The sequence below is a fragment of the Streptomyces anulatus genome, assembly GCF_014650675.1.
GTDB classification, from domain to species: Bacteria; Actinomycetota; Actinomycetes; order Streptomycetales; family Streptomycetaceae; genus Streptomyces; species Streptomyces anulatus.
The window spans coordinates 70,074-83,600 of record NZ_BMVK01000017.1 but is presented as its reverse complement, the minus strand read 5'-3'; the positions used below and the strand labels follow the sequence as shown (position 1 = coordinate 83,600).

The window sequence follows — 13,527 nt, the reverse complement described above, 5'->3', positions numbered from 1 at the left end:
TGTGCGGGCCGATTGTCAGTGGTGTGGGGGAGGATCGGAACGACGGCGAAGGAACGTGCGAACGTACGGACGTATTCGGGAGACCACCGTGACCATCACGCGCGAGCAGCTGGCGGAGTACACGTTCCTGGCCCTGCTGTACGAGGACGACTATTTCCCCGACCACGTCCTGGACAAGGGCACGGCGGTCCTGCGCGCCCTGTGCGAGCGGATCGAGGCCGAGAAGCCCGAGGACCTCACCGCCCTGTACGCCCTGACCGTCGCGCCGACCCTGGCCTTCAACGACCTGGAGGCGGAGTTCGAGGCGGCGGGCAGCGAGATCGAGACGGTCGCCCGCGAGGAGATAGGCGAGGCCTTCTGGATCATCGCGACGGCGTACGGCTTCACGGACGCGGACCCGGAGCAGCTGATCGCCGAGCGCGAGTGGTGATCGGGTTCCGCCGCCGCGGGAGGACGGGCCGGGCGCCGGCGGGCGTGGGAGGGTGAGGGAGTGAGGCTGGAGGACCTGGCCCGGTTGCGCCGGGCCCGCGACCGCATGGACCGCGAGTACGCCGAACCGCTCGACGTCCCCTCCCTGGCCCGGGACGCCCTGATGTCGGCGGGCCACTTCTCCCGCAGCTTCCGGGCCGCCTTCGGCGAGACCCCGTACAGCTATCTCATGACCCGCCGCATCGAGCGGGCCAAGGCACTGCTGCGCCGGGGCGACCTGTCGGTCACGGACGTCTGCTTCGCCGTCGGCTGTACGTCGCTCGGATCGTTCAGCTCCCGCTTCACCGAGCTGGTCGGCGAGAGCCCGAGCGCCTACCGGGCCCGCCCCCACGACGCGGGCGAGACCATTCCGGCGTGCGTCGCCAAGATGCTCACCCGACCGGTCAGGAATGGAGAAGCGGATCGCAGGCCCCGCCCGTAGCGTGAAATGCATGGACATCAAACTCTCGCAGTGCTTCATCGCCGTCGACGACCACGACAAGGCGCTCGCCTTCTACCGCGACGCCCTGGGAATGGAGGTGCGCAACGACGTCGGATTCGAAGGCATGCGCTGGGTGACCGTCGGGTCCCCCGCCCAGCCGGACGTGGAGATCGTCCTCGAACCGCCGCTCGCGGACCCGAACGCCCCGGCCGCCGACCGCCAGACCATGGCCGAGCTGCTCGCCAAGGGCATGCTGCGCGGTGTCATCCTCTCCTCCGAAGACGTGGACGCGGCCTTCGAGAAGGTCCGCGCGGCAGGCGGAGAGGTGCGCCAGGAGCCGATCGACCAGCCGTACGGCGTCCGCGACTGCGCCTTCCGGGACCCCTCCGGCAACATGCTGCGCATCACCCAGGCCAAGAAGTAGCACCCGCCCACCAGCCCGCAGGGGCCGGGGCCGAAACAGGCCCCGGCCCTCACGCACGACCAGTAGGCTCCGCGCACCGGCGGGCGCCCGCACCAAGCCGCACCAGCCGTACCAGCAGGGCTCCCGCACCAGCAGGCTCCGCGCACCAGTAACGGCCAGTTATGGAGAGACGACGAGCATGGCTCCGAGAACGAAGACCCCGCAGCCGCCCGCGCCGCACGCTGCCGACAGCCACGACCTGATCCGCGTGCACGGTGCGCGGGAGAACAACCTGAAGGACGTCAGCATCGAGCTCCCGAAGCGCCGGCTGACGGTGTTCACCGGGGTCTCCGGCTCGGGCAAGAGCTCACTGGTCTTCGCCACGATCGCCGCGGAGTCCCAGCGGCTGATCAACGAGACCTACCCCGCCTTCGTCCAGGGCTTCATGCCCACGCAGGCGCGGCCCGACGTCGACGTCCTCGACGGGCTGACGACCGCGATCATCGTCGACCAGCAGCGGATGGGCAGCGACCCCCGCTCCACGGTCGGCACCGCCACCGACGCCAACGCCATGCTGCGCATCCTCTTCAGCCGGCTGGGCAAGCCGCACATCGGCCCGCCCGGCGCATTCGCGTTCAACGTCCCCTCCGTGACGGCGAGCGGCGCGATCACCGTCGAGCGCGGCAACAAGAAGGCCGTCAAGGCGACCTTCAGCCGCACCGGCGGCATGTGCCCCCGCTGCGAGGGCCGCGGATCGGTCTCCGACATCGACCTCACCCAGCTCTACGACGACTCCAAGTCGATCGCCGAGGGCGCGTTCACCATCCCCGGCTGGAAGTCGGACAGCTGGTGGACCGTGCGGATCTACGCGGATTCCGGCTTCCTCGACCCGAACAAGCCGATCGCCAAGTTCACCAAGAAGGAGATGCAGGACTTCCTCTACCGGGAGCCGACCAAGGTGAAGGTCGAGGGCTCCACCCTCACCTTCGAGGGCCTGATCCCCAAGATCCAGAAGTCGTTCCTGTCCAAGGACCGCGAGTCGATGCAGCCCCACATCCGGGAGTTCGTCGACCGGGCGGTCACCTTCACCACCTGCCCCGAGTGCGAGGGAACCCGGCTCACCGAGGGCGCGCGCTCCTCGAAGATCAAGAAGATCTCCATCGCCGACGCCTGCGCGATGGAGATCAGGGACCTCGCGGAATGGGTCCGCGGCCTGGACGAACCCTCCGTCGCCCCGCTCCTCGAAGCCCTCCAGCAGACCCTCGACTCCTTCGTGGAGATCGGCCTCGGCTACCTCGCCCTGGACCGCCCCTCCGGCACCCTGTCCGGCGGCGAGGCACAGCGCGTCAAGATGATCCGCCACCTCGGCTCCTCGCTGACCGACGTCACGTACGTCTTCGACGAGCCCACCATCGGTCTGCACCCGCACGACATCCAGCGCATGAACGACCTCCTGCTGCGCCTGCGCGACAAGGGCAACACGGTCCTGGTCGTGGAGCACAAGCCCGAGGCCATCGCCATCGCCGACCACGTCGTCGACCTCGGCCCCGGGGCCGGTACGGCAGGCGGCACCGTCTGCTTCGAAGGCACCCTGGAAGGACTCCGCGCCTCCGACACCGTCACCGGCCGCCACCTCGACGACCGGGCCGTCCTCAAGGACGAGGTGCGCAAGTCCACCGGCGCGCTGGAGATCCGGGGCGCGACCTCGCACAACCTCCGCGACGTCGACGTCGACATCCCGCTCGGTGTGCTCACCGTCATCACCGGCGTCGCCGGCTCCGGAAAGAGCTCGCTCGTCCACGGTTCGATCCCGGCGGGCGAGAACGTCATCTCGGTCGACCAGAGCCCGATCAAGGGTTCCCGCCGCAGCAACCCGGCGACGTACACGGGCCTCCTCGAACCGATCCGCAAGGCCTTCGCCAAGGCCAACGGCGTGAAGCCCGCCCTGTTCAGCGCCAACTCCGAGGGCGCCTGCCCCACCTGCAACGGCGCGGGCGTCATCTTCACCGACCTCGGCATGATGGCGAGCGTCTCCAGCCCCTGCGAGGACTGCGAGGGCAAGCGGTTCCAGGCCTCGGTCCTGGACTACCACCTGGGCGGCCGCGACATCAGCGAGGTCCTCGCCATGTCGGTCTCCGAGGCCGAGGAGTTCTTCGGCTCCGGAGAGGCGGCCATCCCGGCCGCGCACAAGATCCTCGACCGCCTCGTGGACGTCGGCCTGGGCTACCTGAGCCTCGGCCAGCCGCTCACCACCCTGTCCGGCGGCGAACGCCAACGCCTGAAGCTGGCGACGCACATGGGCGACAAGGGCGGCGTCTACGTCCTCGACGAACCGACCACCGGCCTGCACCTCGCGGACGTCGAGCAGCTGCTCGGCCTGCTGGACCGCCTCGTCGAATCCGGAAAGTCGGTGATCGTCATCGAGCACCACCAGGCGGTGATGGCCCACGCCGACTGGATCATCGACCTCGGCCCCGGCGCCGGCCACGACGGCGGGCAGATCGTCTTCGAGGGCACCCCTGCCGACCTGGTCGCCGCCCGCTCCACACTGACGGGCGAGCACCTGGCGGAGTACGTGGGGGAGTGAGGCCCGGGCCCTTTCCGCCTGTCTTCCGGGTCAGGCGGAAAGGGCCCCGCGCTTGACCGCGTCCACGAAGGAGGTCCACCCGGCGGCGGGGATGAGCAGGGCGGGCCCGCCGGGGACCTTGGAGTCGCGGACGGGGACGGCGGTGGGGTGGTGGTCCTGGACTTCGAGGCAGCTGTCTTTGTCAGGGCCGCTGTACGACGACTTCCGCCAGGCGGTGAGCGGGTTGGTGTCTTCACTCACGGTATCCGTACTCCTTCGCCGCTGCCCTGAGCACATTCAGTGACTCGGGGAGGGACAGCGCGTCGCTCATGGCCAGAGCGTAGGTGGCCTCGATCCGCTCGACCAAGTGCGGTGCATCGTGCACCTTGGCCACCTGCGTGCCTTCGGAGTACGCCACCGGTGGCTGATCCTCGAAGTGCATCAGCGTCACCATGCTCTGGTGCAGATTGCAGATGGGACCGCCCAGAGGCAGCACATGGGCGCGGATTCGGCCACGCTCGGCCAGACGCACCACGTGCATGATCTGTTCCGCCATGATGTCCGCACTCCCCGCCACGCGCCGGAGGACAGCTTCGTCCAGCACCGCCCAGACTACGGGCGACGTGGGGCGCTCCAGGACTTTGGCCCGCTCCAGTCGTGAGACGACGGCCTTGTCACGTTCCTCATCGCTGTACGGCGGAAACGCTGTGCCCAGCACCGCATCCGCGTACCGGCGCGTCTGGAGGATTCCAGGAAAATAGGCGATGGCGAACTCGCGGATGAACGTCGCCTGTTCCTCAAGCTTCCGAGCAGCCTTGAATCGTTCCGCGACGGAACGGTCATCTGTCTGGGGCCGGAAAGTGGTCAGTACATCCCCTGTACCCAGCGCCCTGTCCAGCCGCAGGGCGTCCTCCTCGCTCGGCATGCGACGCCCCGCCTCGATGTGCGAGATATGCGACCGCGTCATGATCGCCATGTCCGCGAGTTGCTGCTGCGTCAGCCCGGCCGCTTCACGCTGCGACTTCAACCATGTGCCATAGGTATTACTCACATCCAACTCCCATGCGACGAGCGCGATGTCACCCCGTACCCCCTGGCGAGCCTAGCCGCGCCCATCGCACGCTGTGAGTGGATCGCTACGCAGCGAAGAATTCACCCCCACCGCACACGGAGTTGACGCCCCCATGAACGAACAGCCCCAGAACGCCGCGCGCCTGCTCCCCTGGGCCGGAGTGGAGGGCAGGCCCTGTTACGTCGCGGGCGACGGACAGGTCTCGCGTACGGCGGACCGGGTCGAGGCCATGCAGCTCGGCATGGCGTACGAACTCCTCGACCACGCCGACGACATGGTCGAGGACGACCGGTCCACGGCGGTCCAGCTCCGCCACGTCGCGGCCGCCCTGACGCACTCCCTGAGGGACGTCCACAGGGTCGCCCGGAGCCGGGGCCTGAGGCTGGGGATTCCCGACGCCTTCGAGCCCGGTCACCCGTCGGGCCCGGGGCTGGTCCGGCTGCGGCCGTGAGGTGTTGCGGGTGATGATGGGGCCATGGATCGCGCTCTGTCGACACCGCCCGCCATGGCCACGGGCTGCCTCGCCGGCGCACCGCAGCCCGTACTCCCGGCCACCGGCGGCCTGCTGCTGCGCCCCTGGGAGCGGGAGGACGCGGCGGCGTACCTCTCCGCCTACCAGGACGAGGAGACCCGCCGCTGGCACACGCACCGGCCGTCGACCGAGGCCCAGGTCCAGGAGTGGTTCGCCGGGTACCGCCGGGACTGGGAGCGCGAGAAGGGCTGCCACTGGGCCGTCGCCCGCGACAGCGGCGAGGTGCTCGGCCGGATGGCGCTGCGCGGCCTGGACTTCGACGACGGCATCGCGAACGCGGCGTACTGGGTGCTCCCGGACGCACGCGGCGCGGGGGTCGCCTCCCGAGCACTCGCGGCGGTCAGCGCGTGGGCGCTGGACGACATCGGCTTCCACCGCCTGGAGCTGGACCACTCGACACGCAACCACGTCTCGTGCAGGGTCGCCACGAAGGCCGGCTACCGCCTGGAAGGCACCAAGCGCAACGCGGCCGTTCACGACGACGGCCGGCACGACATGCACCTGCACGCCCGGGTTCGGGGCGACTGACCTGTCGTCGACCCCTCTGCGCGGGGTGCTGGGCGACGGGGACGGCGGGCCGCCCACCTTTCGGGGAGGCCCGCCGCAGGGATTCACAGGAATGCGCAGGGACGCGCGGGATGGTTCAGCAGCTGGTGACCCACTTGTGGGAGCGCAGCTTGTAGGTGCCCGCGAGGTTGCCCTTGTTGCCGCTGGTCGTGCAGCCCTTGCGCGTCTGGTAGTTGGCGCCGCTGTAGTAGACGACGGCCTTGCCGCTGGTGCCGTTGTTGTAGATGGACCTGACGTTCTTGTCCGCGGCCCACGAGCACTGGATGGCGCCGTTGCGCCAGTCGCTGTCGAAGCCGTCCCAGTTGCACCGTTCGCCGGTGCCGTTGTCGCCCGTGTAGAAGCAGACGTCCCCCTCGGGGCAGCTGTAGGCGAGGGCCTTCGCCTGGGCGGGGACGGTGGCGGCCCCGAGGCCGACGCCGGCGAGCAGCGTCACCCCCGCGACGAGACCGGCCTTGCTCCGCAGTGCGCGTACATGCTTCATGGATCGTCCTCCTGGTCGATGGTGCTGGAGGGGTCTGGTGTGCGTTCCCCCGATGTACGCGCCGCCGTCCACTGCGGCGGCGCAGGCACCATGCTGGAGCGCGACGGCCGTGAGCGGCACCTCGAACATTCCAGGGTCGGCCGGAGCCATTGGATCCGCCGGCCGGGGCTCAGTCCAGCACGGACAGGATGCGCCCCACCGTCGACGACTCCCCGGCAGCGCAGCTGGCGACCAGCCGGTGCGAGCGCGGCGCGTACGTGCCCGCCAGGTTGCCCATGGCCTGGTGCTTCGTGCAGCCGGTGCGCTGGGCCTCCCGAGTGCGGTCGAAGCCGGCGGGCTCGAAGTCCGAGCCCCGGTAGTAGGCCACGTCGCGGCGCTTCCGGCCGTCCGCGAGGTTGTTGAAGATCGAGCGGACCGGCCCGCCGCCCGCCCACGCGCACGGGCGGTCCCCCGCCGGCCAGTCCGCGTCGTCGCCCCGCCAGTCGCACATCTCGCCGTTGCCGTTGTGCTCGCTGAAGAAGCAGACGCTGTCGGGCGGGCAGCGGTGATAGCCGAACGACGTCGCGCCGCCCGACCGGGTCGGGGCCCTCGATGCCGCCGGCAGCGCTTCGTACACCGGTGTCCCGTCGTCGTAATGGACGTACGCGTACCCCCCGCCGACCAGCGATGCCGGGAGTACCAGTGCGGCGGCCAGCAGCGCGGCCACCACCGGATGCCGGTGCCGGAAGGGGGCGCGCAAGCGTGGCAGACGGGCCGAGCGCGGGACGTCCGCCGCGCGCTCCACGAGCCGGAGCAGGGGCTCGGCGGTGATGCGCCGTGCGTGGGTGGGGGCCAGGCAGGCCAGGACGATCCGCCGCCAGGGTTCGGGGAGTCCGGGGGAGAGGCGCAGCTCCTCGGCGCCGCGTGCGTAGCGGGTCGCCGCGTCGGCGCGGGCCTCCGTGCTGCCGCCGGGCAGCGGGAACGTTCCGGACAGGACGAGGTGTGCGAAGACGCCGAAGGCCCAGATGTCGGCGGACGGGCGCACCCGGGCGCCCCGCTCGTCCATCTCCGGCCAGAGCAGCTCCGGCGCGGTGTAGTCGGGCGTGGCGAAAGCGGGGGCGTAGGCGTGGGTGCCGTGCAGCTCCGCCGCCATGTTGAAGTCGGCCAGACGTACCGAACCGTCCCCCATGAGCAGCACGTTGGCCGGCTTCAGGTCGCCGTGGACCCAGCCCGCGCGGTGCAACTGGTACAGGCCCTCGCAGACCTGCGCCAGCATCGCGGGCCCCGACGCCGGTCTCGGGTCGTGGGCGAGCACGGAGTCCAGGGAGCCCTCCGCCCGCTCCAGGACGATGACGGTGGCCCCGTCCAGCTCCGGGTGGTCCGGGTCGTCGACGGTCAGCGTCTCGAACATGCGGATGAGGCGGGGGGTCCGCAGCCGGGCCAGCACCTCCACCTCGCGTTCGGAGAGTTCGCGGAGGTGGCGCAGTTGGCGCGGGGTGCGCGTGCCGGTCGGCAGGAACTTGAGGGCGGCCCGGCGAGGCAGGGCCGGATCCGCCCCGGCGGCGGCCCTGCCCGCGTAGACGGTCGCGAAGGCCCCGGACGCCAAGGGCTCCCGCACCTCCCAGTTCCCGATGCGGTAGCCGTGCGGGACCAGGACCGGGTGCGGGTGCCGACCGGTCATCCGGCCACCTCGGACCGGGCCGCGCCCAGGACGGCCAGGTCGCCCTCGTGGACGAGGTCGAAGCGCAGCGCGAGCGAGACCAGGGAGTCCTTCTTCCCGTTGGCACGCCGTGCGGGTCCGCACCCGTCCGCGTCGGTCCGTAGGCGCAACTTGACGGCCAGGTAGTCGATGTTCCAGTAGACCGCGCTCCGGGTGACCGTCGGCCACACCGGCCGTAGGCGCTCCACCAACTGCTCGACCGCCGGGAGGGGCGCGTGCGGCTCGCCGCGCAGCCGGGGCTCGCACAGGGCGGTCAGCACCGCGAAGTACCGCTTGGTCCGGTCGAGGGCGAACGCCGGGGCCGTCAGGTCCCCGGCGAGTCCGCTGCGTGCGACGCTGCGGAAGGCGTGGCGCGGCGCCCAGACGTCGAAGGCGAGCAGGTCGCCCGCCGCGGGCAGGACCACGCGTGAGAACTCGAACGGCACCGGGGCGTCCACCCGGCCCGGGGCGACCTTGATGTGCTCGCCCGCGCCCTCCGGGTTCTCGACGACGTAGGTCTGGTCCTCGCTGAGGTTGCTGAGCAGCCAGAAGGCCAGGTGGGCGGTGATCTCCCCGGCGGCCCGGGGTACTCCTTCGTGCGCGATGGCGAGGCCGCCGCCGGCAGATGCCCTGCCGAAGGTGAGCCGGTCCCCTGTGGCGATCCTGATCTGGTCGTGCGGCCCGGCGCAAGCCGGTGGTACGACGATGATGCTGTGCACGGATCCGTCCCCTCCCCGATGGTGAGGGCTGCCCTCCGGCGCCCTCCCGCAGACCTCCCCGGCGGACAGGGGGCAGAGTAGGGGAGACATCGTGCGGATCGCGAAGCTTTGCCCCGACACGGCGCGTCCCCCCGAACGTCAGTGCCGGGGCGGCCGGGGAGGCCGAACGGCCGTGCTAGTGAAGGCCGTTGGCATTGTCCCAGGGTGGGTGCGTGGTGCTCCGTCAGGACGTGATGCGGTCGCGCAGCCAGGAGTTGACGCCGTCGAGCGCGGTGGCGGCGAGGGCGGTGGGATGGCCGGTGAAGCCGTGGGGCGACGCGGGATAGACGCGGAGCTCCACGTCGTTGCCGGCCGCCGACAACCGGCCCGCCAGCGTCAGGTTGTCCTCCAGCAGCACGTCCTCGCTGCCCACGACCAGCAGTGCCGGGGGAAGCCCGGACAGGTCGGCGTAGAGAGGGGAGATGTCGGGAAGGGTGCGGTCGGCCACGTGGCCGGCGTACGCCTGGAGGAAGTACTCGTCGGCGATGAGGCGGCCGCCCGGGGTTCCCGCACTCAGGTCCCACGTACCGAAGCGGAGCGCGGCCCCGGTGAACCGGTCGACGACACCCCGGTCCCGCAGCCGGAGCAGGGTCGCCAGGGCGAGGGTGGCCCCGGCGGAGCTTCCGCCGATCGCGAGCCTGGAGGTCCCGAAACGGGCCTCGGCCTCCTCGATGAGCCAGAGCGCCGCGGCTTCGCAGTCGTCGGGTGCGGCCGGCCAGGGGTGCTCGGGCGCGAGCCGGTAGTCGACGCCGACGACCGCGATGCGCAGGGCGTCCGCGAGCTCGCGGTGGCGTTCGTCGCCCTGCGCCGCGGAGCCCATGTAGAAGCCGCCGCCGTGGATGCCCAGGTAGACGGCCCGGGGCGGGCCCCCGGAGGGAAGGAAGATCCGGACCGGGACGCGTACTCCGGCGGCTTCGACCGTCTCTTCGACGGCAGGCGGAACGGTGGCACGAGGAGCGGGCTTCTTCGCGCGGGCCTCCTTCAGCTCCTCGAACGATGCGGGCCCGCGGCCCGCCACCCTCGACCGGTAGAAGGCACGGGCCTCGGCGACCTGCTCGGCCGGCACGTCGACCAGCAGTGCTTCCAGCGCGAATCGCACGCGTCGCTCCCTATCCGTCGCCCTGCCTGGTCCTGCCTGTGCCCGGCTGACAATGTAGCGGCGGATGGTGCTGGTCGGTTCGTCGCGGCTGCCGTGATCGCCGCTGCCACGACAGGGCGATCGCTCCGGAGGTCAGGCGTCCAACCGTTCCTCCAGACGGACGGTCACGCTGTCCCCTTCCTCCTTGCCGATCGCCCTGCGCACGTCCGCCTTCACCGGCAGCTTGTGGGTGCCGTCGCCCAGAGCCATGAACGAACTGCGGAACGGATGGCCGTCGATGGTGCCCCGGACCTTCACCAGGCCACGGGTGCCGAAGAACTCGGCAGACTCGGGCCACACGACGTAGGTCCAGCCACCCTTCTCCGGGCTCTTCCGCAGGGTCGCGGTGAACTGCTTGTCCATCGTGGATACCGCCTGTCCGGGAACTTTCGATGCGCATGGGCTGTTGCCGATGCCGTCCACCAGTAGGACCGGGGCGGCCGGGGAAACTCATCGCGGCCACCTGCCAGGGCCGACGCCGTCCGGGCCGGGGCCCGGCTCAGGCGGGGCGGCGGGCCATCCACGTCTCGCGGGTCGACCGTACGACGAGGTCGCCCCGGTGGCGTACGTCCTCGGGCCCGCCGTCGATGAGCCGGTCGAGCGCGGCCAGGTCCTCCGGCGAGACGCGCCCGACCAGGTTGTCGCGGATGCGCTCGAAGACGAGATAGGCGTACCGGCCCGCCCCCTCGGGAAGCGGGGCGCGCAGCTCCCACGGTTCGGCGCGTTCCTGCTCGACGGAGAAGCCGGCGGTCGCCAGCAAGGAGCCCCAGTCGGCCCCCCGGTGCGGCAACTGCTCGGCGTGCAGACCGTCGAGGGCCTCCCGGCAGCGGCTCTCCAGCGCACCCGGCTCCCCGCCCTCGGGCAGGAAGGTCGGCATCCCGTCCACCTCCGCGACAGCCAGCAGCCCTCCGGGGCGCAGCGCGGCACGGATGCCGGCCAGGGCGGTGGCGGGGTCGTCCAGGTGGTGCAGGGACGCCGACGCCCAGACGAGGTCGGCGTCGACGACCCCGGGCAGCCCCTCACCGGCGTCGGCCTCCAGCGTGTGCACACGATCGCCGAGCCCCCGGTCCCGGGCCGCCGAGGCGAGCCGCTCCAGCATCGCGGGGGAGCTGTCGACAGCGGTCACCCGGGCGGTCGGGAACCGCTCCAGCAGGGCGAACGTGCCGGTCCCGGTGCCCGAGCCGAGGTCGACGATGTTCCGGACGTCGTCACCGGCGAGGCAGGCGATACGGCCGGTGAGAGCGGTCAGGTGGGGCGCGAAGAGGGCGGCGTCGAGGTCGAGGATCTCGGGGAGACCGTTCGGCGTCGCCGCGGCGGGGGCGTGGGAGTGAGCCCCATGTCCGTGCTGGTGCTGGTGCTGGTGTTCGTGAGCCATGAAATCGAGCGTACGGGTTCTTGCGCCAGATGCATGTCAGCTTGCCAACAACGCAAGAAGATGGCTCCGGAGCCACCCTCCTACGCAAAGGAATCGGGTCCGGAGTGCACCGGAGCGGGCAACCATTCGCTGCCCGAATGGTCTTCCTAAGCACATGAGCACGTGAGCACACGGGCATGTGTGCGCAACAGGGGGATGACCAACCGATGAAGACTTCTCGACTCCGTACCGCTTCGGCGATCTTCGTGACGCTCGCGGCCACGACGGCCGCAGTACCGGCCTTCTCCGGTACGTCGGTGGCGGCGGCCGCGCCGGCCTCCGCCGCTCGTCAGCAGGTCGATTTCAACGGGGACGGGTACGAGGACATGTACGCCTCGGTGCCCGACGGGACCGTGTCCGGCCTCAAGAAGGCGGGGTACCTGGTCGTCTACCCGGGCGACGCGAAGGGCATCGGCCCGGCCCGGCACCAGGTGATCAACCAGAACACCTCCGGCGTCCCCGGCTCGGCCGCGGCGAACGCCCGCTTCGGCGCGGGAACGCCCGCCGACATCGACCGCGACGGCTACACGGACCTGCTGGTCTCGGCCGGCAACGGCCCGCGGATCATCCTGTTCGGCGGCACGAGCGGCCTCGGCACCCGGGCCGTCGAGTACCGGGGCCAGGGGTACGCGCTGGGCGACTTCGACGGCGACGGCCGGACGGACGCGGCCGGGATCGACCGCACCGAATGGGAGGGGAAGATCGTCCTGGACGAGAGCATCGGCGCGGACGGCTCGGTCGGCAACACCCGCACGGCGCTCACCGCCGGCGGCGTCACCGTCTACGAGGGCGTGCAGGCCGTGGACATGAACAACGACGGCAAGGACGACCTGCTGGTGAGCAGCGGCTGCGACGACGAGCCGGACTGCGGCGGGCGGTCGCTGTACCTGTCGACGGGCACGGGCTTCACGTACACGCCCATCGTCACCGCGCCGGGGACGTACCTGGAGCACTCCACGGTGACGGTCGGTTCGGTCAACGGCGACGCGTACCCAGACCTGGTCTTCACCCGGCAGCCCACCGGCATGGACAGCGACGTGGACTTCCCGAGCAAGGGCGGCGCGGTGGCGGTCGTCCTCGGAGGCCCCAAGGGCCAGAACACCGCCGTGAAGCCGAAGTGGATCACCCAGGCCACCGCAGGCGTGCCGGGCGCCGACGAGAGGGGCGACGCCATGGGCGCGAGCGCCTCGGTGGGAGACCTGGACGGCGACGGCTACGGCGAGGTCGTCGTGGGCCTGCCGGGCGAGGACGTGGACACGGCCAAGGACGCCGGCGGCGTCCTGGTCTTCAAGGGCCGCGCCTCGGGCATCACGGGGGCCGACACGAAGGTGATCGGCCAGTCCACGGCGAACATCCCCGGCGTCGACGAGACGGGCGACGCGTTCGGCGGCGAGGTCCACGTGGTGGCCCCGGCCAAGGGCGTACCGGCCACACTGGCCCTGGCCGCCCCCGGCGAGAACACCGGCCAGGGCGGCGTCTGGCTCCTCAAGGGCAGCCGCACGGGCCCGGTCACGAAGGGCAGCGTCTCCTTCGGCGAGTCGAGCCTGGGCGTGACGCCGTCGGCGGTCCGCTTCGGGTGGTGGTTGGGGTGAGGGGTTCCTGCCCGAGCCTCCGGCGCACGAAGGGCGCCGACCCGAGCACGAACAAGGCGAAAACGGCAACCCGTTGAAGCCCCGGCTAGGCGAGGAGCCCAGTGTCGCGGAGACCGTATGCGGCGTGCAGGTTGGCCGCAAGGTCGGTCACCATGACACCGCAGGCTAGGTCGAGGCCGATCCGCTTGCCGCGGAGCAGGAAGAAGGCGGCAAGCGGATCGAGGACCGCGAGCGACGACCAGTAGAGGTTGAGCCGGCCGGGGGCCCATGCGTAGGGCCACAAGCCATGGCGTACGAGATCGGCGACATGCGCGACACCGCCCACGAGGACCAGCGCAGCCGCGATCACCCAGACCACGACCACCGTCGACCGGGGCGTACGGCTCCGGCTCATCCATCCGCTCACGCCGGGCATC

16 protein-coding genes are annotated in these 13,527 nt (G+C 71.1%); 7 read left to right on the top strand and 9 right to left on the bottom strand.

The annotated features are described in order from the left end of the window. Positions 1-88 precede the first annotated feature (88 nt). The 4 genes from IE272_RS31160 (at position 89) to IE272_RS31145 (ending at position 3,900) form a co-directional block, all read left to right on the top strand. Positions 89-430, top strand: a complete 342-nt coding sequence (locus tag IE272_RS31160) for a DUF5713 family protein (protein WP_190009144.1) — start codon at positions 89-91, stop codon at positions 428-430. Between the two features lie 60 nt (positions 431-490). Then, the gene (locus IE272_RS31155; protein WP_007452768.1) at positions 491-910 is read left to right on the top strand and encodes a helix-turn-helix transcriptional regulator; all 420 of its coding nucleotides are present in this window, start codon (positions 491-493) and stop codon (positions 908-910) included. A gap of 10 nt (positions 911-920) precedes the next feature. Beyond that, positions 921-1,334, top strand: coding sequence for a VOC family protein (locus tag IE272_RS31150; RefSeq protein ID WP_190009142.1), 414 nt, complete (start codon positions 921-923; stop codon positions 1,332-1,334). A gap of 178 nt (positions 1,335-1,512) precedes the next feature. Further along, on the top strand, positions 1,513-3,900 hold the full coding sequence (locus IE272_RS31145) for an excinuclease ABC subunit UvrA (protein ID WP_050360892.1): 2,388 nt from the start codon (positions 1,513-1,515) through the stop codon (positions 3,898-3,900). A gap of 30 nt (positions 3,901-3,930) precedes the next feature. On the opposite strand, the gene IE272_RS31140 is transcribed toward IE272_RS31145, so the two are convergent. Then, positions 3,931-4,176, bottom strand: a complete 246-nt coding sequence (locus tag IE272_RS31140) for a DUF397 domain-containing protein (RefSeq protein ID WP_057662944.1) — start codon at positions 4,174-4,176, stop codon at positions 3,931-3,933. Next, on the bottom strand, positions 4,133-4,930 hold the full coding sequence (locus tag IE272_RS31135; RefSeq protein ID WP_190009140.1) for a helix-turn-helix domain-containing protein: 798 nt from the start codon (positions 4,928-4,930) through the stop codon (positions 4,133-4,135). Before IE272_RS31135 ends, IE272_RS31140 begins: the two co-directional genes overlap by 44 nt. Before the next feature lie 133 nt (positions 4,931-5,063). On the opposite strand from IE272_RS31135, the gene IE272_RS31130 reads away from it, so the two are divergent. Both IE272_RS31130 and IE272_RS31125 read left to right on the top strand, forming a co-directional pair. After that, positions 5,064-5,402, top strand: coding sequence for a hypothetical protein (locus tag IE272_RS31130; RefSeq protein WP_056707085.1), 339 nt, complete (start codon positions 5,064-5,066; stop codon positions 5,400-5,402). A gap of 24 nt (positions 5,403-5,426) precedes the next feature. Continuing rightward, entirely contained in the window at positions 5,427-6,011 is a 585-nt protein-coding gene (locus IE272_RS31125; protein ID WP_056707083.1) for a GNAT family N-acetyltransferase, read from the top strand. 115 nt (positions 6,012-6,126) lie between these two features. Here IE272_RS31125 and IE272_RS31120 read toward each other — a convergent pair whose 3' ends face one another. The 6 genes from IE272_RS31120 to IE272_RS31095 form a co-directional block, all read right to left on the bottom strand. Continuing rightward, positions 6,127-6,531: a peptidase inhibitor family I36 protein gene (locus tag IE272_RS31120; RefSeq protein ID WP_056707081.1), complete on the bottom strand. Its 405-nt coding sequence runs from the start codon at positions 6,529-6,531 to the stop codon at positions 6,127-6,129. A gap of 169 nt (positions 6,532-6,700) precedes the next feature. Further along, on the bottom strand, positions 6,701-8,191 hold the full coding sequence (locus tag IE272_RS31115) for a serine/threonine-protein kinase (protein WP_190009138.1): 1,491 nt from the start codon (positions 8,189-8,191) through the stop codon (positions 6,701-6,703). Then, on the bottom strand, positions 8,188-8,928 hold the full coding sequence (locus tag IE272_RS31110; protein ID WP_056707077.1) for a hypothetical protein: 741 nt from the start codon (positions 8,926-8,928) through the stop codon (positions 8,188-8,190). Before IE272_RS31110 ends, IE272_RS31115 begins: the two co-directional genes overlap by 4 nt. 223 nt (positions 8,929-9,151) lie before the next feature. Then, the gene (locus IE272_RS31105) at positions 9,152-10,066 is read right to left on the bottom strand and encodes an alpha/beta hydrolase (RefSeq protein ID WP_190009136.1); all 915 of its coding nucleotides are present in this window, start codon (positions 10,064-10,066) and stop codon (positions 9,152-9,154) included. Positions 10,067-10,198: 132 nt separating this feature from the next. Beyond that, positions 10,199-10,468, bottom strand: a complete 270-nt coding sequence (locus IE272_RS31100; RefSeq protein ID WP_050360883.1) for a DUF1905 domain-containing protein — start codon at positions 10,466-10,468, stop codon at positions 10,199-10,201. Positions 10,469-10,604: 136 nt separating this feature from the next. Next, positions 10,605-11,480: a class I SAM-dependent methyltransferase gene (locus IE272_RS31095; protein ID WP_190009134.1), complete on the bottom strand. Its 876-nt coding sequence runs from the start codon at positions 11,478-11,480 to the stop codon at positions 10,605-10,607. 206 nt (positions 11,481-11,686) lie between these two features. Between IE272_RS31095 and IE272_RS31090 the strand changes: the two genes are divergently transcribed. After that, positions 11,687-13,111 (top strand): FG-GAP and VCBS repeat-containing protein, encoded by a 1,425-nt coding sequence (locus IE272_RS31090; protein ID WP_190009132.1) that lies wholly within the window; start codon positions 11,687-11,689, stop codon positions 13,109-13,111. An 85-nt stretch (positions 13,112-13,196) separates the two neighbouring features. Here IE272_RS31090 and IE272_RS31085 read toward each other — a convergent pair whose 3' ends face one another. After that, positions 13,197-13,517, bottom strand: a complete 321-nt coding sequence (locus tag IE272_RS31085) for a hypothetical protein (protein WP_190009130.1) — start codon at positions 13,515-13,517, stop codon at positions 13,197-13,199. Between the last annotated feature and the right edge of the window lie 10 nt (positions 13,518-13,527).